This window comes from Escherichia sp. E4385, assembly GCF_963883145.1.
Classification (GTDB): Bacteria; Pseudomonadota; Gammaproteobacteria; order Enterobacterales; family Enterobacteriaceae; genus Escherichia.
In genome coordinates this window covers 115613-135602 of record NZ_CAWOOJ010000007.1, presented here as the reverse complement: position 1 = coordinate 135602, position 19990 = coordinate 115613, and the positions used below count along the sequence as shown (strand labels likewise).

The 19990-nt window shown below is 50.2% G+C and carries 14 protein-coding genes; 7 read left to right on the top strand and 7 right to left on the bottom strand.

Features of this window, described 5'->3' with window-relative positions; genetic code table 11:
* Positions 1 to 112 (bottom strand): hypothetical protein (locus AACS80_RS07345; protein ID WP_240730938.1); only part of this gene is annotated, 112 nt, incomplete at its 3' end.
* A gap of 500 nt (positions 113 to 612) precedes the next feature.
* Here AACS80_RS07345 and AACS80_RS07340 point away from each other — a divergent pair.
* Complete coding sequence (locus tag AACS80_RS07340; protein WP_135410535.1) at positions 613 to 2262, top strand: alpha,alpha-trehalase; 1650 nt, start codon at positions 613 to 615, stop codon at positions 2260 to 2262.
* 50 nt (positions 2263 to 2312) lie between these two features.
* Here AACS80_RS07340 and AACS80_RS07335 read toward each other — a convergent pair whose 3' ends face one another.
* Positions 2313 to 2915, bottom strand: coding sequence for a helix-turn-helix transcriptional regulator (locus AACS80_RS07335; protein WP_135410536.1), 603 nt, complete (start codon positions 2913 to 2915; stop codon positions 2313 to 2315).
* 515 nt (positions 2916 to 3430) lie between these two features.
* Here AACS80_RS07335 and AACS80_RS07330 point away from each other — a divergent pair.
* The 3 genes from AACS80_RS07330 to AACS80_RS07320 all read left to right on the top strand — a co-directional run bounded on the left by AACS80_RS07330 (position 3431) and on the right by AACS80_RS07320 (position 7125).
* Complete coding sequence (locus tag AACS80_RS07330; protein WP_205712938.1) at positions 3431 to 4330, top strand: LysR family transcriptional regulator; 900 nt, start codon at positions 3431 to 3433, stop codon at positions 4328 to 4330.
* Positions 4331 to 4378: 48 nt separating this feature from the next.
* Positions 4379 to 5392 (top strand): inner membrane protein YhjD, encoded by a 1014-nt coding sequence (gene yhjD / locus AACS80_RS07325; RefSeq protein ID WP_130210132.1) that lies wholly within the window; start codon positions 4379 to 4381, stop codon positions 5390 to 5392.
* A gap of 410 nt (positions 5393 to 5802) precedes the next feature.
* Positions 5803 to 7125 carry an MFS transporter gene (locus AACS80_RS07320; protein WP_130216306.1) on the top strand — a complete coding sequence of 441 codons (1323 nt, stop codon included), beginning with the start codon at positions 5803 to 5805 and terminating at the stop codon, positions 7123 to 7125.
* 109 nt (positions 7126 to 7234) lie between these two features.
* On the opposite strand, the gene AACS80_RS07315 is transcribed toward AACS80_RS07320, so the two are convergent.
* Both AACS80_RS07315 and pdeH read right to left on the bottom strand, forming a co-directional pair.
* Positions 7235 to 9295: an AsmA family protein gene (locus tag AACS80_RS07315; RefSeq protein WP_138183731.1), complete on the bottom strand. Its 2061-nt coding sequence runs from the start codon at positions 9293 to 9295 to the stop codon at positions 7235 to 7237.
* 68 nt (positions 9296 to 9363) lie between these two features.
* Complete coding sequence (gene pdeH, locus AACS80_RS07310; RefSeq protein ID WP_130210126.1) at positions 9364 to 10131, bottom strand: cyclic-guanylate-specific phosphodiesterase; 768 nt, start codon at positions 10129 to 10131, stop codon at positions 9364 to 9366.
* 232 nt (positions 10132 to 10363) lie between these two features.
* Here pdeH and kdgK point away from each other — a divergent pair, with 232 nt between their 5' ends.
* The 3 genes from kdgK (at position 10364) to AACS80_RS07295 (ending at position 14664) form a co-directional block, all read left to right on the top strand.
* Positions 10364 to 11293, top strand: a complete 930-nt coding sequence (kdgK, locus tag AACS80_RS07305) for a 2-dehydro-3-deoxygluconokinase (protein ID WP_130260942.1) — start codon at positions 10364 to 10366, stop codon at positions 11291 to 11293.
* 94 nt (positions 11294 to 11387) lie between these two features.
* On the top strand, positions 11388 to 12593 hold the full coding sequence (locus tag AACS80_RS07300; RefSeq protein ID WP_135410537.1) for a DUF3142 domain-containing protein: 1206 nt from the start codon (positions 11388 to 11390) through the stop codon (positions 12591 to 12593).
* Positions 12580 to 14664, top strand: a complete 2085-nt coding sequence (locus tag AACS80_RS07295; protein ID WP_138183730.1) for a hypothetical protein — start codon at positions 12580 to 12582, stop codon at positions 14662 to 14664. The genes AACS80_RS07300 and AACS80_RS07295 overlap by 14 nt, the downstream gene beginning before the upstream one ends.
* A gap of 124 nt (positions 14665 to 14788) precedes the next feature.
* On the opposite strand, the gene AACS80_RS07290 is transcribed toward AACS80_RS07295, so the two are convergent.
* The 3 genes from AACS80_RS07290 to hmsP all read right to left on the bottom strand — a co-directional run bounded on the left by AACS80_RS07290 (position 14789) and on the right by hmsP (position 19962).
* The gene (locus AACS80_RS07290) at positions 14789 to 16285 is read right to left on the bottom strand and encodes a M16 family metallopeptidase (protein WP_130210118.1); all 1497 of its coding nucleotides are present in this window, start codon (positions 16283 to 16285) and stop codon (positions 14789 to 14791) included.
* 219 nt (positions 16286 to 16504) lie between these two features.
* Positions 16505 to 17791 (bottom strand): C4-dicarboxylate transporter DctC, encoded by a 1287-nt coding sequence (gene dctA, locus AACS80_RS07285; protein ID WP_130216296.1) that lies wholly within the window; start codon positions 17789 to 17791, stop codon positions 16505 to 16507.
* Positions 17792 to 17973: 182 nt separating this feature from the next.
* Entirely contained in the window at positions 17974 to 19962 is a 1989-nt protein-coding gene (gene hmsP / locus AACS80_RS07280) for a biofilm formation regulator HmsP (protein WP_135405375.1), read from the bottom strand.
* Positions 19963 to 19990 lie beyond the last annotated feature (28 nt).

Below are 19990 nucleotides of genomic sequence, written 5' to 3'. Positions count from 1 at the left end.
GCATTTCATGCAGCGGAAAACGTTTTGATTCCGCGATAGTAGAAATTGCCTTCGCGCCAAAACGCGAGTCGAGTAGTTCTGAGCGGAAATCCGTTAACAGCTTCTGGTCCATTTCGAACTCCTTAAATTTATTTGAAGGCAATAAAAAAGTAGGATTTATCTGGAATGGACGCAAGGGGTTACAGGTATAATTTAAATAACAAAATCCTAAGCATGAAATTGATTTATCTATATAACAAACTAACACCAATAATATTTACACCAGAAAACACCAGATTAATTTTAAATATATATTTAAGGAATTCCTGTTATTTATTTTAATAACCAAAAAGAGTTTACTTCCTTCTGCATTCTTACACAGATTACCGCTACTCTTATTTGTAATAACAGCGATACACCTGCTTTTATCATGGAGTAGCGTGAATGTTCCGAAAATGAAATTTTGCAAAAAAACGTTTATCACTCATTTTCTTTGTATATTAATGGGTTATATTTTTTGACACATTAATAAACGTGATCTTCCGCACACTTCATCCCCCATCGACCGTAGCGAATGACTACTCTTAAAGGAAAGCCCGATAATTAGAGACGAATTTCGGAGGTCGGATCCTTATGCTCAATCAGAAAATTCAAAACCTTAATCCAGATGAACGGATAATCGAAGTCGATCTCTGCTATGAGCTGGATCCGTATGAATTAAAACTGGATGAGATGATGGAGGCAGAGCCAGAACCCGAGATGATTGAGGGGCTACCCGCCTCTGATGCGCTGACCCCTGCCGATCGTTATCTCGAACTGTTCGAGCATGTCCAGTCGGCGAAAATTTTCCCTGACAGCAAAACCTTCCCTGACTGCGCCCCCAAAATGGACCCGCTGGATATCTTAATCCGCTATCGTAAAGTGCGCCGTCATCGCGATTTCGACTTACGCCAGTTTGTTGAAAAGCACTTCTGGCAGCCGGAAGTCTACTCCAGCGAGTATGTATCGGACCCGCAAAACTCACTGAAAGAGCATATCGACCAACTATGGCCGGTGTTAACCCGCGAACCCCAGGATCATATTCCCTGGTCTTCCCTGCTGGCGCTACCGCAATCGTACATTGTCCCGGGGGGCCGTTTTAGCGAAACCTACTACTGGGATTCCTATTTCACCATGCTGGGGCTGGCAGAGAGCGGGCGTGAGGATTTACTGAAATGCATGGCCGACAACTTCGCCTGGATGATAGAAAACTATGGCCACATCCCCAACGGCAACCGCACCTATTATTTGAGCCGCTCGCAGCCACCGGTTTTTGCGTTGATGGTGGAGCTATTTGAAGAAGATGGTGTGCGCGGTGCACGCCGCTACCTTGATCATCTAAAAATGGAATATGCCTTCTGGATGGACGGCGCAGAATCACTGATTCCGAATCAGGCCTATCGCCATGTGGTGCGGATGCCGGACGGCGCCCTGCTCAACCGTTATTGGGATGACCGCGACACGCCGCGCGATGAATCCTGGCTGGAAGATGTGGAAACCGCGAAACACTCCGGTCGCCCGCCTAACGAGGTGTATCGCGATTTACGCGCAGGTGCCGCTTCTGGCTGGGATTACTCATCACGCTGGCTACGTGACGCGGGCCGTCTGGCAAGCATTCGCACTACCCAATTCATCCCCATCGACCTTAATGCTTTCCTGTTTAAACTGGAGAGCGCCATTGCCAACATCTCGGCGCTGAAAGGTGAGAAAGAGACAGAAACGCTGTTCCGCCAGAAAGCCAGCGCCCGCCGCGATGCAGTTAACCGTTATCTCTGGGATGATGAAAACGGCATCTACCGCGATTACGACTGGCGGCGCGAGCAGTTAGCCCTCTTTTCCGCTGCCGCTATTGTGCCGTTATACGTGGGCATGGCGAATCACGAACAGGCAGACCGCCTGGCAAACGCCGTACGTAGCCGTTTACTAACGCCGGGAGGGATTCTGGCGAGCGAGTATGAAACCGGAGAACAGTGGGATAAACCCAACGGCTGGGCGCCATTGCAGTGGATGGCGATTCAGGGATTTAAAATGTACGGCGATGACTATCTGGGTGATGAAATCGCGCGTAGCTGGCTGAAGACAGTGAACCAGTTTTACCTGGAACATCACAAACTGATCGAGAAATACCATATTGCCGATGGCATTCCCCGTGAGGGCGGCGGGGGCGAATATCCGTTGCAGGATGGATTTGGCTGGACCAACGGTGTGGTACGGCGCCTGATAGGTTTGTACGGCGAACCGTAATATTTTAACAGCCAGCCACTAACAACCTGCTGGCTATAAAACTATCCTCTTCAGGAGGCGATATTTAACATCATCGCCGCCTGAGTGCGGTTTTTCACTTCCAGACGGCGATAAAGCGATTCCAGATGCGCTTTAACCGTTCCGGTACTGATATTTAACGCCCTGCCGATCTCTTTATTTGATTCACCTGCCGCCAGCATAGTTAAAATTTCCCGTTGGCGGGCGCTTAGCGATTTGAGGTCTTTTGTGTCTTTTTCCGGTGTCGTTCGCCAGTCTCCGGGCAGAAACATCATTCCCATTGCCGCGCTATTTACCGCCAATGCAAACGTCTCGACGGCTGAATCACGCAGTACAATTGCCATCACGTTCAAATGGATAACTTCCTGTAACCATCGTTTGCTGCAATCTGTCGCCGTTATCAACACTTTAACATCAGGAAATTGCACTACGGTTTTTTGCAGTAACCAGTAGCAAAACTCACCATCCTGATCGCCATCAAGCATGACTAAGGCTTCAGGGGAACTTTCCAGTTTTTGCCACAGTTCATCTGCCTGATCGACGCCCTGAATACTCACTCCTGGAATACGCTGCTGTAAGCTGATTTTCATTCCGTGAATAAATATTGACTGCCTGTCAAACATGATTATATGCATTACTGAATCTCCACCTGGATACGTTAAAACTCTTAAGTAGGGGAAGGGTATTACCCGAGAGGCAAAATAAGAATTCGCCATTTGGCGGTGGCCATTCTACAGATATGCAATGTGGAAAATAGTTATCGATATAAATAGTTACAGCTGACAGCCTGAAATTACATGTCGAGGGCATTATTTAAAACATTTTTGAGGAAATCCTTATATCTCCATCTGACAGGCATTCAAATAAACCGTGATTTTCGCGAGAGCTGACTAAATACCTGACCGCAAAACGATTAAATTGCGCACGAAAAGCCAATACTGCATTTACTATTTTGCAGGAATTTGCTGAAAAGACAGTCCTTCAAGCGTTATTTTTCCTTTCCAGTGAAGCTTATCAGCCATTTCCTTCTAAAAAATACCGGTATTAATCATTACTACATTGTGAAACCTTGCATTAGATGCTAGAAAAAACAATAAATAATGCGCTATGCGCGTTACTGTTTCGCTGTGAACAACAATCGGTCAAAGAAATGGATAAAATTCACGCAATGCAGTTGTTCATTAAGGTCGCAGAGCTGGAAAGTTTTTCCCGTGCAGCGGATTTCTTTGCTTTGCCAAAGGGAAGTGTTTCGCGCCAGATACAGGCACTGGAACATCAGCTTGGCACCCAGTTGCTGCATCGCACTACGCGGCGGGTCAAACTTACCCCCGACGGCATGACCTATTACCAACGAGCGAAAGATGTGTTGAGTAATCTCAACGAACTGGACGGCCTGTTTCAGCAGGATACCACCAGCATCAGCGGCAAATTACGCGTCGATATCCCGCTCGGAATTGCGAAAAACCTGTTGCTGCCGCGCCTGCCAGAATTTCTTCATCAGTACCCAGGGATTGAACTGGAATTAAGTAGCAGTGACCGGGCGATTGATATTCTTCGTGATGGCTATGATTGCGTGATGCGCACGGGCTCGTTGCCCGACGAGGGTATTATTACCCGCCCCCTCGGCAGACTGACAATGGTCAACTGTGCCAGCCCGCACTATCTGACGCGTTTTGGTTATCCACAAAGTGTGGACGATCTGACTTCGCACGCAGTGGTGCATTACACGCCGCATTTGGGCGCGCATCCATTAGGTTTTGAGGTTGCCACCAGTAATGGCGTCCAGTGGTTTAAGTCCGGCGGCATGTTGACGGTAAACAGTAGCGAAACCTATCTCGCCGCCGGCCTGGCGGGTCTGGGTATCATTCAAATCCCCCGCGTCGCCGTACGCGAAGCCCTACGCGCCGGGCGGCTTATTGAAGTGTTGCCCAACTACCGCGCCGAGCCGCTATCCATTTCTCTGGTTTATCCCCAGCGTCGGGAGCTTTCCCGCCGTGTAAATCTGTTTATGCAGTGGCTGGCTGGCGTAATAAAAGAGCACCTGGACTGACCGACTATACTTTTTAAGACAGACAACGACAGAAGGACTAAAGAGCGGATGACGCAGGAAAACGAGATCAAACGTCCCACCCAGGATCTGGAGCACGAGCAAATTAAACATCTGGATAATAGCGATAAAGGCAGCAAAGTCAGTCAGGCGTTGGAAACCGTTACCACCACTGCCGGGAAAGTCCAACGTCAACCAATCATCGCGCACCTGATACGCGCGACAGAACGCTTCAATGATCGGCTGGGTAACCAGTTTGGCGCGGCAATCACTTATTTCTCGTTTTTATCGATGATCCCGATTTTGATGGTGTCGTTTGCCGCAGGGGGCTTTGTGCTGGCCTCCCACCCGATGCTGCTGCAGGATATCTTCGACAAAATTCTGCAAAACATCAGCGATCCGACGCTGGCGGCCACATTGAAAAATACCATCAACACCGCCGTTCAGCAGCGAACGACCGTAGGGCTTGTCGGCCTGGCGGTGGCGCTCTATTCCGGGATCAACTGGATGGGAAATTTGCGTGAAGCAATTCGCGCTCAATCGCGTGATGTTTGGGAACGTTCACCGCAAGATCAGGAGAAGTTTTGGGTTAAGTATCTGCGTGATTTTATTTCGCTAATTGGTTTATTGATTGCGCTGATTGTCACGCTTTCAATAACCTCGGTTGCCGGTTCGGCGCAGCAAATGATTATTAGCGCCCTGCACCTTAACAGTATTGAGTGGCTGAAACCGACGTGGCGGTTGATTGGCATGGCGATTTCTATCTTCGCTAACTATCTGCTTTTCTTCTGGATCTTCTGGCGTCTTCCGCGTCATCGCCCGCGTAAAAAGGCGCTGATTCGTGGAACATTCATCGCGGCTATTGGTTTTGAAGTCATTAAAATCGTGATGACGTATACCCTGCCGTCGTTGATGAAATCCCCGTCTGGCGCGGCATTTGGTTCCGTGCTGGGGCTGATGGCGTTTTTTTACTTCTTTGCCCGTCTGACGTTGTTTTGCGCGGCGTGGATTGCCACCGCCGAATACAAAGACGACCCGCGAATGCCGGGGAAAACGCAGCATTAAAATAGGTCGGATGCGGCGTAAACGCCTTATTCGGCCTACGAATTTATTCAACCTGGCTCGCCGTAGGCCGGATAAGATGCACCAGCATCGCATCCGGCTATAATGCGCACATAACCACCTGAAACTCTTCCCCTGGACCTCTTCAGCCATCTCTTCGGGAGCCAACAATTTCACATCAACTCATAAACCCAGCATATAAATCCAGTTGGTAACTTTTATTTAACCTGAAACCAGTTTTATCCACCATTTATGAAATTGTGTGAAGCATTTCATAGAAGAAAAATCACTAGTCTAAACATTATCCGCTTTTTGCCTGGTTTTTAACCTTTTCCACGATTTGTTACACATTGAAATATCACTTTTGCTGTGCGTAATATGGCTATTCGTTCGCCAAAAAATAAGAAAAGATTATGCAAGCAACAGCCACAACACTCGACAACGAGCAAGAATACAAGCCGATAAACTCACGTAATAAAGTCCTTGTCGCCTCCCTCATTGGCACGGCCATTGAGTTCTTCGACTTCTACATTTACGCCACTGCGGCCGTTATTGTGTTCCCGCATATCTTCTTCCCGCAGGGCGATCCGGCGGCAGCGACGCTACAATCGCTCGCCACCTTCGCCATCGCTTTCGTCGCACGCCCAATCGGTTCTGCCGTATTTGGTCATTTCGGCGATCGCGTTGGGCGTAAAGCGACGCTGGTCGCCTCGTTGCTAACGATGGGGATTTCAACAGTGGTGATTGGTCTGCTGCCGGGCTACGCCACGATTGGTATTTTCGCCCCGCTGCTGCTGGCACTGGCTCGATTTGGTCAAGGTCTGGGATTAGGCGGTGAATGGGGTGGCGCAGCGCTGTTGGCAACCGAGAACGCACCACCGCGTAAACGTGCGCTGTACGGCTCCTTCCCACAGCTGGGCGCACCGATTGGCTTCTTCTTTGCTAACGGCACTTTTCTGCTGCTTTCCTGGCTGCTGACTGATGAGCAGTTTATGAGCTGGGGCTGGCGCGTGCCGTTTATCTTCTCGGCGGTGCTGGTCATTATCGGCCTGTATGTTCGCGTGTCGCTGCATGAGTCGCCGGTGTTTGAAAAAGTCGCTAAAGCGAAAAAGCAGGTGAAGATCCCGCTGGGTACACTGCTGACCAAACACGTGCGCGTCACGGTACTCGGCACCTTTATCATGCTGGCAACCTACACGTTGTTTTATATCATGACCGTCTACTCAATGACCTTCAGTACCGCCGCCGCGCCAATTGGGCTTGGCCTGCCGCGCAATGAAGTGCTGTGGATGCTGATGATGGCAGTTATTGGTTTTGGCGTGATGGTACCAGTAGCCGGATTGCTGGCCGATGCCTTTGGGCGGCGTAAAAGCATGGTGATCATCACGACGCTAATCATCCTGTTCGCGCTGTTCGCCTTTAATCCACTGCTCGGTTCTGGCAATCCTATTCTGGTTTTTGCTTTCCTGCTGCTGGGGTTAAGCCTGATGGGGCTGACCTTCGGGCCGATGGGCGCGCTGTTACCAGAGCTGTTCCCGACAGAAGTGCGTTACACCGGAGCATCATTCTCTTACAACGTATCGTCGATTCTCGGGGCTTCCGTTGCGCCGTATATCGCGGCCTGGTTGCAAACTAACTACGGGTTAGGTGCGGTGGGGTTATATCTGGCGGCAATGGCTGGCTTGACGTTAATCGCCCTGCTGCTGACGCATGAGACGCGACATCAGTCGTTGTAATAAGAGTGAAAAGCCTGATGCGCTACGCTTATCGGGCATGAACAAAGCGCACTTTGCCAACAATCTAAATCTGTTTAATTGCCGGATGCCAGATATCCGGCAATTTCCATCACTTCTTCATCTGTGACAAAATTGTCCGGCACTGATTAGCCTCCCCTTCGGAAGGCGAGATCAGCGCCAGCAAGGCCGCAGCTGGCGTCACCAGCGTTGCCAGTGCCGCCGCAACGGCACCTCGGGCAATCAGCGGCCCGGCTTTCACCCCAGCCTGCGGATTTTTAAACGTCCCACGCACATACAGCGGCGAACGCAGTGTGATAATCCGAATCCCTTTACTCTCCGGATCAATAGTCAAATCCAGCTGTTCCGAAGCAAAACTTGCCGTGCCGGTAACATTAATCAACGCGTTCTCAGTATCAAAAGCAAAAATCTGCGGACGCGCCACGCCATTGGCAATATTCAGATTTGCTGCCGCGCAGTTCACCCGCACCTCATCATCACCGAAAATCGCACCGACAATGTAGTTGCCGACATTCAGCCCAACAATCTCCATCAGGTTGCGGCTCACCAGCCCGTCATTCATCAACAGTTTCAGGTTACCGTTACTGTTCCCCAAAAGCGCCGCCACTGAGTTACCGCTACCGCGTAGTTCCGCATCACCGTTCATTTCCCCCAGCGTCTTCTGCATCAATTCCACATCCGGCATCAGTTCTTTCAGTTTCAGTCGACGAGCCTGAATATCTGCCCGCCCTTGCATCGGCTTTTTATCGCCTTCCAGATGAATATTCGCCGCAATGCTGCCGCCCGCCATGCCAAATTTCAGCGGTTGCAGGCGTAGGTCAGCGTTTTTGAGGATGATATGGGTAGAAAGATCGCTAATCGGCAGGCTGCTGCCATGCTCAATACGACGGCCTTTGAATCGAACATCGGCATCCATGACGTCCCATTTATCGGTTTCGAAGCGGTCATACGGCAGCACTTTGCCCGCAGGCTGAACGCTTTTTTCGCCCTTCTTCTGTTCAGACCGTTTCGACTTTTCCGCTCCTTTACCGGAATCAACGCCAATTAACGGCCCTAAATCTGCCAGCCGCAATTGGCGCGACTCGACGTCACCTTCCAGTTTTGGCCGTGGCTTACCGGTGGTGTAGACCAGAGAACCGTGAATATCGCTATCGCCAATACGCCCGTTAAAGCCACGATAATCAAAGACCGACGATTTTTCCGTATCGATTTTCGCTACCAGCCGACCATCGGTTTCAAACGGTGGGGTATCAGGCAGCAGAACGCCCGTCAGTTCATAGAGATCGCCCAGCGAATCGCCGGAAAATTTAAGCCGTAAATCGACGCCGCCCATTTTCATTGGGTCATTCACGACGCCATCAAAAGCAACACGGGTGTTACCAGAGCGGAAATCAGCCTGTACCGGAAACGGCGTCCCTTCGCCACGCAGCGCCAGCATGCCGCCAATTTTTCCCGTGCCCGTGAGCGGTTCGCCGTTATAACGTCCCTGCGCCTTCAGGCCAAAAACGTAATCGCCCACCTTTTCTTTCTCGTTCTTACCTTTCGATCCGCTGACTTCACTGAACGGTAACGGCTTGCCTAATGGATCGACAAAAATTTCCAGATCCGCTTTGCTGATTTTGTCATCAATGGCGATCCGCCCTTGATCGAACAGAATATTATCCAGCCGAAACGACCACGCCGACGGCTTTGCATTCGCGTCTTTGTTGTCATCGCTGGCGAGATTAAACGTCCAGTTGTTATTCTTTTCTGAGAGGCGAATCAGGCGTGCGTCGGGCTTTTCCAGTTTGATCCACGGTAGCCAGACCGTTTTGGTCAGCAGCGCCAGAGGGGCCAGCGTTGCTTCTACCCGTGGCAGATGCACCATTGTGACTTCGGGAATGTCTGGCGGGTTGCCGAGAATGATGTCTTCCGCGTGTACATGGGGCCACGGCACCCAGCTGCGCCAGCCGGTTTCCTGTTTTTGCCGCTCCCATACCACGCCCAGATCGCCACGAATAGCGAACGGGCGATTCAGCTCCGCAGAGACTTTCTGGTTGATGGTCGGTTTGAGTCGATTCCAGTCAAAAGTCGCAATCAAAATGATCGCCACGACGAGCAACAACAAGAAAGCCCCTGAAATCGCGGCGGTTATTTTGCCTGCCTTGCTCATAGTTCGCTTCCTCATATTCTTCCTGGGCCAGTCCTAAAGATAGTCCAGCCAGGCGGAAAATGAGGCGGCTACACCACCAGAGCCACCGTATCCAGCGTTTCTATCGGTGCCGGACGCGAAAGAAACCAGCCTTGTGCGGCGAATGCGGGCGAGTTCTGTACATCGCGCCACTCTTCCGGCGTTTCCACGCCCTCGACAATCACCCCGCGACAATAGCGATTCATTAGATGTAAAAGCTGCGAAAAGAGAGTGCGGCCTTCCGGCGACTGGCGCAGCATCACAAACAGTTCGCGAGCGATTTTAATGTAGTCATAACGGACTTCACTGAGCGCGGAGAAATTTGCCATCCCAGTGCCAAAATCATCAAGCCATAGCGGACCAAATTCGCACATCGAGGCAAAGGTTGAATCTTTTGGCAGGCGGATATGTTCTACCAGTTCAAAACGCAGCCAGGGAAGGCGGTCAATCTGACGCAAAATTTCCGGCTGCTGACGTAGGGCGAGAAGTGTCGGACCATCGATATTAACCGATGCCAGCAGGCCATGCTCAACAAAGAACACGGCTTTTTGCGCCAGCAAATCAATCTGTTCTTTCACCACATCCATACGATGTCTGATGGTGATTTCAGCAAAATAACGATCCGGCGGCAGTCGTTGCGAAGGATCCTCGGGATGAGTAACGACCGTTAATAGCTCTACGGCCATCAACCGACCGGATGTCTGGTAAATCGGTTGCCAGGTGTAAGCACGTTCACACTGCAACCAAAAGCGTCGTTCCTGCAAGCTTTCGATACTTGCTTCAGGATGGCTTATTCGCTGAATAACCTGCCTTATCATCGAAGATGTCCTGTGTTTAAAAGTGATGCTGCCCGGACTCGACAAATGTTATCGGCGCGCAACGCCAGAACTTTACCGCCCTAAGCGGCTAAATTTGCCCGTCCTGCGGCGAAATCGTCCAGGAATACGTTCTGGCTCAAAAAAATAATGGAACAGTGTTTTAATATAGTTGACCAACAAACCACCACAGCGCAAACTAACGCTAATTTTTTTACAGATCAGGTTCACGACTATGTCCAAAAAGATTGCCGTGATTGGCGAATGCATGATTGAGCTTTCCGAGAAAGGCGCAGACGTTAAGCGCGGTTTCGGCGGCGATACCCTGAACACCTCCGTCTATATCGCCCGTCAGGTCGATCCTGCGGCATTAACCGTTCATTACGTGACGGCGCTTGGAACGGACAGTTTTAGTCAGCAGATGTTGGACGCCTGGCACGGCGAGAACGTTGATACTTCCCTGACCCAACGGATGGAAAACCGCCTGCCGGGCCTTTACTACATTGAAACCGATGACACTGGCGAACGTACGTTCTACTACTGGCGTAACGAAGCCGCGGCCAAATTCTGGCTGGAAAGCGAGCAGTCAGCGGCGATTTGCGCAGAGCTGGCGAAATTCGATTATCTCTACCTTAGCGGGATTAGCCTGGCGATTTTAAGCCCAACCAGCCGCGAAAAACTGCTTTCCCTGCTGCGCGAATGCCGCGCCAATGGCGGAAAAGTGATTTTCGACAATAACTACCGTCCGCGCCTGTGGGCCAGCAAAGAAGAGACGCAGCAGGTGTATCAGCAAATGCTGGAATGCACGGATATCGCCTTCCTGACGCTGGACGACGAAGACGCGCTGTGGGGTCAACAACCGGTGGAAGACGTCATTGCGCGCACCCATAAAGCAGGCGTGAAAGAAGTGGTGGTGAAACGCGGGGCTGATTCTTGCCTGGTGTCCATTGCAGGTGAAGGGTTAGTGGATGTTCCGGCGGTGAAACTGCCGAAAGAAAAAGTGATCGATACCACCGCAGCTGGCGACTCTTTCAGCGCCGGTTATCTGGCGGTACGTCTGACAGGCGGTAGTGCGGAAGATGCCGCGAAACGTGGGCATTTGACTGCAAGTACCGTTATTCAGTATCGCGGCGCGATTATCCCGCGTGAAGCAATGCCGGAATAATGGTTTTTGACGGAGAACGGATAGATATTCGTTCTCCGTTAATAGTTACAGCGGTACACTATCAGCCTGTTGATAATCGCAATGCCGTAACAATATGCCATCTTGCAAAAGGATTTTTGCAGCTTTACTTCTTCTGATCGGCCTGGGCTACGGGCTGCATATTTTATTTACCCCTTCACAACCGCTTCGCTTTGATCAGCAAGTCTATATCTGGCAACGCGTCTGGACAGCAGAACATAACGAGGCACTAAAACGAAGCCGCCAACTTTTCTCTACGCTACGCATACTTGGGATGCAATTTCACCCGCAAGAAGGCATCCGACACTTTACGGTTAATACTTCACTTATTAAGCAAGATGGGCGCCCGGTCTGGCTGGTCGCGCGACTCGATGGCCAGCTTACACGGTTTAATAACCAGCAAGTTATCCAGCATATTCAACAGACCCTACGTGAGTGGCAAAAGGCAGGGGTTACGCTGGCAGGTGTGGAAATTGATTATGACGCGCCAACAGCAAAATTGCCGGAATATATGACACTTCTTAGTGCGTTACATCAGACGCTTCCTGCAAATATAAAACTTAGCGTTACCGCCCTGCCGACCTGGCTTGAATCACCACATCTCGCCCGATTATTGCGCATTGCGGACTCTTCGGTTTTACAGGTACATAACGTGCTTTCGCCCGAAAAAGGCCTGTTAGATGCCAGTCTGGCGCAGCGTTGGGTAAAGCAATATGCCAGACAAACCTCGCATCCTTTTTTCGTCGCATTGCCCGCTTACGGTTCTGCGCTCACCAGTGATAATCGCGTCGAGAGTGAAGCTCCGTTATACGTTGCCGAAGAGATGCGTGAATTAAGTGTGCCACCGCAAACCATTGCCGATTTCATTCAATATTTAGAACAGCAACCACCGCGTGGATTACAGGGGCTGGTATGGTTTCGGCTACCGTTAGCAGGCGATCGCCGCGCCTGGTCACTGACGACGCTGGAAGCCGTGATTCAGCATCAACCGCTGGCCCCACGCTGGTCGTTAATTATTGCTCAACATGCAGACGAACAGCTTTTTGATCTGGCTATTAAAAACAGCGGCGAAATTGATGCGCCGTTGCCAAAAAAAATAATTCTGCCCAATGCAGATTGTCTATTCGCTGATGGAGCCAGCCACTATCAGGTGCAACCCGGGCCATCCAGCCTGAATTTTGTGAGAGGAAGCGCCAGGCAACTGCGCGCCGGAGAAAGCAGTCCGCTGGGATGGGCGCGCTGCAATCAAAAACTACAAGGAGAGTTTAATGTTACGCCATGAGATATCGCGGATTGCCAGCGTTGTGTTATTCACGCTCATTTGCGAGAACGCTTATGCTTGCGGGCCTTATGCGCCGAACTCACTTTTGCATGATCGACAACACACATTAACAGAAATGCCTAATGGCAGTTTCATATATGAAGCTCGCCATTTAGTCGAACGCGATCCACGTTTACCTTTATGGCAGCCAGAGATCGAACCAAACGATTTAGAGGACTATTATCAGTACAGAGAAACGCAAAAGGATACCGATTATCAGCATTACACTCGCGAAAAACGTCTACAAGAGATAGCAGAGAAACTGAAGACAAAACTACCTACAGCAGAACGACTCTATTATCTGGGAGCCATAGACTTTTATCACTTCATCTATGACAGCCCCTGGTTCGATAAATTATTAGCCTTACCCAAAAGCGAACAAGGTGAATGGCGGCTGAAGGCAATGTATACCCAGGCCCGTAAAATATTCGATTCAGGTGAAAATGACGAGTTAGCTTATAATACTGGCGCGTATCATAGTGAGGAATCCATAAAGGGGATTAAACTTTATCAACAAATTATAGAAGAAGTTCGCAATGGTGAGCCAGACCCCGAACAACTCTCTCTCGCCAGCTTGGGGCAGTTAGGTTTTTACCGGCTGAATAAAGCAGATATGAATGGAGCCATCACATATTATGCGCAACAGGCTGCACAAGGTTCCCCCGTAGGTAAAATCTCATTACGTAGAATTGCACTGTATCTGACAAATGAAAAAAATTTCGCCCTTTTAGAAAATATTATTGATGATCCCATAGTTCAGAAACTGGTCATCGCAGAGCTTTTTATTCGTCACGACAGAGAGTATAGCCAGGATGGGTGCATTACCGAAAACAGTGAATATTTCTGCACAACACAACGTGAAAAATTGATCAACTTGTTGGTGAGCCATCGGATAAAAGGATTTTCTTATAGCGATCGACTGGCCGCATTAGCTTATCGTAATGGTGATTACTCGTTAACGAAAGTCTTATTAGAGGATGCGCCAGAAAGCGGCCTCCGCGAATGGTTAAACGCAAAAATGGCGCTGCGTGAAGGTAATATTCCTTTAGCGACCCGCTATTATGCCAGTGCGGCAAAATTCTTCCCGGAAAATGAAACGTGGGGCAACCCGATGACAGAAAGTGATTACTACCACGGTAATGAGATCATTATGCCATCATGTCGTATTGCTGGCGAGCAAGCAATTCTGGCGTTGAAGCGCGATGATTACTTGCAAGCAATGACGCTGTTTTATAAAGGCAAAGATACTTATTGGGCAGATTTAGCTGATGTGGGGGAAAGTGTATTAACGTTACAGGAGTTAAAAACGTTTGTTGATAAAAATGTACCACCGCCCAGCCAACAGCTAAAACCCTTTAATTTGCAGTCATCTGAAAATGATTATGACAGAGAATATAGCGGTTACTTCGTTCCCCCAACGCTCATTCCAACTGACGTAAAATTACGTGCATTACTGGCCAGAAGGTTTATTCGCAATGGTCAATATCAGCAAGCCGTCAGCTACTTTGATATTCCAAATTACCGTAAAATGGCGCAGCAACTGGCAGATTTAATGGAAAAAAGCCAAAATAATAATATCAATAATCAGGAGCGCGCGCAGGCGCAATACGAGGCGGCAAGATTATTACGATATAATGGCATCGAACTCGTCGCCTATGAAATGTATCCAGACTATGCTATTACCAGCGGAGCATATTCCACACCTTATTCCTACACTAATGATAGCGGCTGGATAAGTGAGAAAGAAAACCGTCGTTTTGCTAATGCAGTACCTGACAAAAATAATCACTTTTTGCATTACCGCTGGCAGGCTGCGGAATGGGCCGGACAATCTGCCGATTTACTTCACCCCAAAACCCAGACATGGGCCGCCGTGTTATGCCATGCTGCAAGTTGGGTCAGATACCTTGATCCAGAAACCGGTGCATTAATTTATCAACGCTACGTGAAAAACGGTAAACCTTTTGACTGGGCTGCACATTTTGGTCGTGATTGTCCAGAACCAGTGTTTAAGAAGGATCTGAAGAAATAACCTTACAGGGATGAGAAAGGCTCTCCTTACGGACTGGCGAAAACTGCTGACGCATATCATTCAGACTACGTTATTCATTACCGTTAATCCCGGCAGCGTAGAAGAAACGCTGCCGGGTTATTTATTACTGCGCGGGTGGAATATCCGAAACTTCAGGATGGACGTCATCCGTGGCTACGGATGTAGTCACAGCCGCAGTCGATGGGGCCATGATTTGATCCCATGCGGCCTGCAACTCTTTCATGTTAAATTCCGGCTCACCTTTCGGCTGCAACAGAATTAACGCCATGTCGTTCGACAGTTGCTGACGCAAATCCTGATTTAACATTTCTACCGTCAGGCTGTTGAGGAAATCCTGACGCAGTTTCTGATATTGCTCCGGCGCGATATCGACAACCTGATTTTGCAACGAACGCATCCGCTGGCCCATCAGAATATCGGTATCAGCTCGCGCATAAGCAGCAAACAATTTCTGCAGCTCCAGTTTCTTTTGCGCAACCAGAGCGTTGAACTCTTCTTCCGGCAGACCTTTATCACGAACTTTCGCCAGCTCACGCGCCACCAGATTAAGGTTGCTGTTCAGCTTGTCATTTGGTGACTCGATGTTGATGGCACACTGCGCACGCAGATACAGCACACGGCAGTCAAATCCAAGACCAATGTCTTTACTGTTACTGGCGCTTAATGCTTGCTGAACGTGCCAGAACAGCGCCTCACGGGCCAGGTCCGCACGCCAGTAGCGCAGCAGTGCGGCTGATTCACGAATCGGCTGCCACGGCGTATCCCACATGATGGATAACCGATCCTGACGCACTGCGTCGGTCATAATGCTCACCGCTTCCGCACGCAGAGGAGAAAGCGTCGGCACCGGAGCCGGTGTTTCACGTTTGCCTTTCAGTTCGCCAAACGTTTTGTTGATTTGGTCTACAACCGAGCGCGCATCAACGTTCCCCACCACCAGCAGCGTCATTGCATCCGGGGTGTACCATTTCTGGTAGAAATCTTTAATCTTTTCCGCTTCAACGGGTTGTTTCAGCGGATCGGCAGGATCGTGACCTAATAAAGTCGATCCCTTCAGGCGATAACGCCACCAGCCTTCTTTGGTGTCGGCAGGCCAGGTTGCCACCATGTCCTGACTTTGCAGCGCGTGGTTGATGGTTTCTGGTGTAATGGTCAGTTTGCCACTGGCATTTGCCAGATAAGAGAGCGCCTCTTTCAGCAAGTCGTTGCGGTTATTTGGCAGACTAAGATTAAACAGCGTGGTGTCGTAAGAAACGATCACCGGTGGCATCGGGCGCTTAGGGTCGATCCCCTGTTGCCACAATGAACGTGCCTGTGCCGCTTCAAGGCCACCGCTTTGCGTCAGCGCGATGCGGGGAATAGCATGACTATAACCGCTCTGTTGGGTACTTTCGGCGAGCGAACCAGTATTAACCAGCAGGCGAATTTCAACACGATCGCTGGGACGCTGGGGCGTGGTCAACACTTGCCACTGTAAACCGTTGGAGAGCGTCCCCTGTTGCCATGCTGGATCAGGCTGGAGCGCATCTGCCTGCACATAGCCAGCAGTGGCCATCACCAGCAAACCGCCCGCTAAAAGTCGAATTTTTGTGCCCTGCATGTGAACCCCTGATCAACTATCCTGGTAATAAAAGACTGCCCGTTATCGGTCAGTCTGAATAACGTTAAAAACACTTCGTGTTAGACCGCAAGAACATGGAAATGTCACGGAAGAAGTGAAATAAACCTGAACTCACCCAGGTGGTAAGTTCAGGCACAGGGGGCAATTATGCGCAAACACCCGCACTCGGGGAAGGGAGTGCGGGCATAAGAGGTGAGATTAAGAGGATAATTCGTGCGTTTTGCCTTCTGGCGCACGATTATTCAGCACATCGTCCAGTTTTTTGTGGTCCAGTTCTTTAACCCACTTAGCGACCACGATGGTTGCTACACCGTTACCGACCAGGTTAGTCAGCGCACGAGCTTCCGACATGAAGCGATCGATACCGAGGATCAGCGCTAGCCCCGCCACCGGTAAATGGCCTACGGCTGAAAGTGTCGCCGCCAGCACGATAAAGCCACTGCCCGTAACCCCTGCCGCCCCTTTAGAAGAAAGCAGCAACACGATTAATAGCGTGATTTGGTGGACGATATCCATCTGACTGTTGGTAGCCTGGGCGATAAATACCGCCGCCATCGTCAGGTATATCGATGTGCCATCAAGGTTAAACGAGTAGCCTGTCGGGATGACCAACCCCACCACCGATTTCCGGCAGCCGAGTTTTTCCATCTTGTCGAGCATACGTGGCAGCGCCGATTCGGAAGACGATGTTCCCAACACAATCAGCAGTTCTTCACGAATGTAGCGGATAAATTTGAAGATACTGAAACCGGTCGCTTTAGCGATTGAACCCAGTACCAGCACCACAAACAGGATACAGGTGATGTAGAAGCAGATAATCAGCTGCCCCAGCTGCACCAGTGTTCCGACGCCGTATTTACCGATGGTAAATGCCATCGCCCCAAACGCCCCAATCGGTGCCAGGCGCATGATCATATTGATGATGCCGAAGATGACCTGCGAGAAACTTTCGATAACGTTAAAAATCAGCTGGCCTTTGCTGCCCAGACGGTGCAACGCAAAACCAAACAGTACGGCAAACAGCAGCACCTGCAGAATGTTACCGCTGGCAAACGCGCCAATGACGCTCGCCGGGATGACATCCATAATGAAGGCGACAATGCCCTGGTCTTTCGCCTGCGCGGCGTAAACGGCTACCGCTTTCGCATCCAGACTCGCCGGATCGACGTTCATTCCAGCACCTGGCTGTACAACGTTAACGATAATAAGACCAATAATCAGCGCGATGGTACTGACTATCTCAAAGTAAAGCAGTGCGACTGCGCCGGTACGACCGACCGCCTTCATGCTTTCCATGCCCGCAATGCCAGTGACGACAGTACAAAAGATGACGGGAGCGATGATCATCTTAATGAGCTTAACGAATCCGTCGCCAAGCGGTTTCATTTGCTCGCCTATTTCAGGGTAGAAATGGCCAAGGAGAATACCAATGGCTATCGCTGTCAGGACCTGAAAGTAAAGGCTTTTAAACAGAGAGGTTTTCATAGGGTGTCCTTTAGTAAAACCACAGGTCTTGTAAGGTTATGGGGTACCTGCGGCCTTAAAATAACACCCAGACAACATCACAGAAATGTACCTGGATCATAATTGAAACAAAAAGGTTAAAAAGTTTGAGCTGGCTCGCACAAACCAGCACTTTTTAAAGTTTTGTAATCAGTTTGGGGTAGCTATTTTTCTTCCAGGTAACTTTCTTCGAAGATTTCAATGGGAAGTGGACGTGCAAAAAGGAAGCCCTGGGCAATTCCAACGCCCGCCTTTGCCAACCAGTCACGTTGCGCTTCTGTTTCTACGCCTTCAGCAATGATTTGCAGATTCAGGCTTTTCGCCAACATGATAATCGCGGCAATCATGCTGCTATCTTCCGGCAAACCATCAATGAACATTTTGTCGATTTTTAAAACGTCCACCGGGAGAGATTTCATATGCTGCAACTGACGCAACCCTGAATAGCCCATACCGAAATCATCCAGCGCCACCTGTACTCCGGCGTTGCGCAGCGGACGAAGGATTGCCACCGCCGCGTGAGGGTCATCAATGCGTCGGCTTTCTGTCACTTCCAGAATCAGCGTTCCTGGCTGAACACGATAGCGCGTTAGCAGTTCCAGCATATCCGCCACCATATTCGGGTGCATCAGTTGCAGAGCTGAGATGTTCACCGATAATGGCAGCATAATGCCGCGCTCCTGCCAGGCGGCAAGCAGTCGGCATGACTCTTCCAGCACCCAGTGACCGACGGTAACCATCAGTCCACAAGACTCAATACGATCAATTAACCCATCCGGTAGGTCCCAACTCCCATCCGGTTGCTGGATACGCAATAACACTTCCGCGCTGACTAATTTGCCGCTGGTCATCTCAACTTGTGGTTGTAGCCAAATCGCAAACTGATGATTTTCAAGAGCATTAAGGATATCGCTCTCTTCCGTCAGCCGCTGTTGAGCGGCTTCCATCTGCTGCGGATCATAGAACTGAATCTGATTCTTCCCTTTATGACGAGCAGTAAACGCCGCAGAAATAGCACGACCATAAAGTTGTTCGGCGGTGATATCGCCATAGAACATCGCCACGCCGATGTTACAGTGTGGGCGCAGTTGAATGCGATCAATCGGCAAAGGCTCGCGCATGATAGTGAGTACTTGCTGACCTAACGTAATAGCGTGCCACGGCTCCTGCACACCGTTGGCGATAACAGCGAAGTCATAGCCACTGACCTGCGCGAGAACCATGCGCGGCGACAGCACCGACTTGAGTTTTTCCACCAGCGTAAGTAGCAGGATTTCCCGCTGCGCCTCTTTCAGCACACCGGCGGTGTCGCGCAGGGTTTCGCAGGTGATAATCATCAGCGCAGTAGTCTGTTTACGCGTCACCACCTGTTCCAGCATCTCCATCAGCAGGGCTTTGTTTGGCAAGTCCGACACCGGGAAGCGCATCGCGTTTTCGATCTGCTCTTCATAATGACGCTGCAACAGTTGCTGGTTAAGGTTATAACTGCGCACCAGCATACCTATTTCATCGTCCTGATGCAGACGCGGCAGCGCCAGCTGATGGCCGATAATCTCTTGCGGTGGAATGGCGTTCAGCTCACGAGCAATATTGCGTAAAGGATGTAATATCAGTCGGTTAATACACCAGCTAATCGCCACTGTCAGGATGAGCGACAAAAGTAAGTAAATGGTCACTAACGTGGAGAGCGTACTCATCACGAACTTATACATGCGGAAGGAATCCGCCTGTAACACCAGATAGGCAATCGGTTGTGGGTTTGCCGGGCGCTCTAGCGAGTAAACGCCCAGCGAGATTTGCACCGGTAGTTCGAGCAGTCGGGTAACCATTACCGGCACCGGGCGTTCAGGAATAAAACTTTTACGCAGCGCCTGGAACTGGTTAGGCAGCACCACATCTGCGCGGCTGACCACGCCCGCAGGTTTGATGCTGGAGAGAATGGCCTCCGCCTGGGGAATATCCCCTTTGAGGATGGCTGAGGACAAGGGTTCGCGGACAGAACGAGCAATGCTTTCCAGTTGCGTAGCCGTGTTATAGCGATTCTGCTGTACCAGGTGGAACAGCAAAACGGTGCAAAAAACAAAGACAAACACCAGAACAACGGCCGCCACCATTGCCATCTGCTTGATTGTTAACGAACGACTAACGCGCAAATTATCTCTCCCCCGGAAATCCCAGACT

Excerpts from the sequence above, each read along its gene's own strand:
- AACS80_RS07340 (WP_135410535.1), top strand. The coding sequence starts at position 613 with ATGCTCAATCAGAAAATTCAAAACCTTAATCCAGATGAACGGATAATC.
- AACS80_RS07335 (WP_135410536.1), bottom strand. The coding sequence starts at position 2,915 with ATGCATATAATCATGTTTGACAGGCAGTCAATATTTATTCACGGAATG.
- AACS80_RS07330 (WP_205712938.1), top strand. The coding sequence starts at position 3,431 with ATGGATAAAATTCACGCAATGCAGTTGTTCATTAAGGTCGCAGAGCTG.
- yhjD (WP_130210132.1), top strand. The coding sequence starts at position 4,379 with ATGACGCAGGAAAACGAGATCAAACGTCCCACCCAGGATCTGGAGCAC.
- AACS80_RS07320 (WP_130216306.1), top strand. The coding sequence starts at position 5,803 with ATGCAAGCAACAGCCACAACACTCGACAACGAGCAAGAATACAAGCCG.
- AACS80_RS07315 (WP_138183731.1), bottom strand. The coding sequence starts at position 9,295 with ATGAGCAAGGCAGGCAAAATAACCGCCGCGATTTCAGGGGCTTTCTTG.
- pdeH (WP_130210126.1), bottom strand. The coding sequence starts at position 10,131 with ATGATAAGGCAGGTTATTCAGCGAATAAGCCATCCTGAAGCAAGTATC.
- kdgK (WP_130260942.1), top strand. The coding sequence starts at position 10,364 with ATGTCCAAAAAGATTGCCGTGATTGGCGAATGCATGATTGAGCTTTCC.
- AACS80_RS07300 (WP_135410537.1), top strand. The coding sequence starts at position 11,388 with ATGCCATCTTGCAAAAGGATTTTTGCAGCTTTACTTCTTCTGATCGGC.
- AACS80_RS07295 (WP_138183730.1), top strand. The coding sequence starts at position 12,580 with ATGTTACGCCATGAGATATCGCGGATTGCCAGCGTTGTGTTATTCACG.
- AACS80_RS07290 (WP_130210118.1), bottom strand. The coding sequence starts at position 16,285 with ATGCAGGGCACAAAAATTCGACTTTTAGCGGGCGGTTTGCTGGTGATG.
- dctA (WP_130216296.1), bottom strand. The coding sequence starts at position 17,791 with ATGAAAACCTCTCTGTTTAAAAGCCTTTACTTTCAGGTCCTGACAGCG.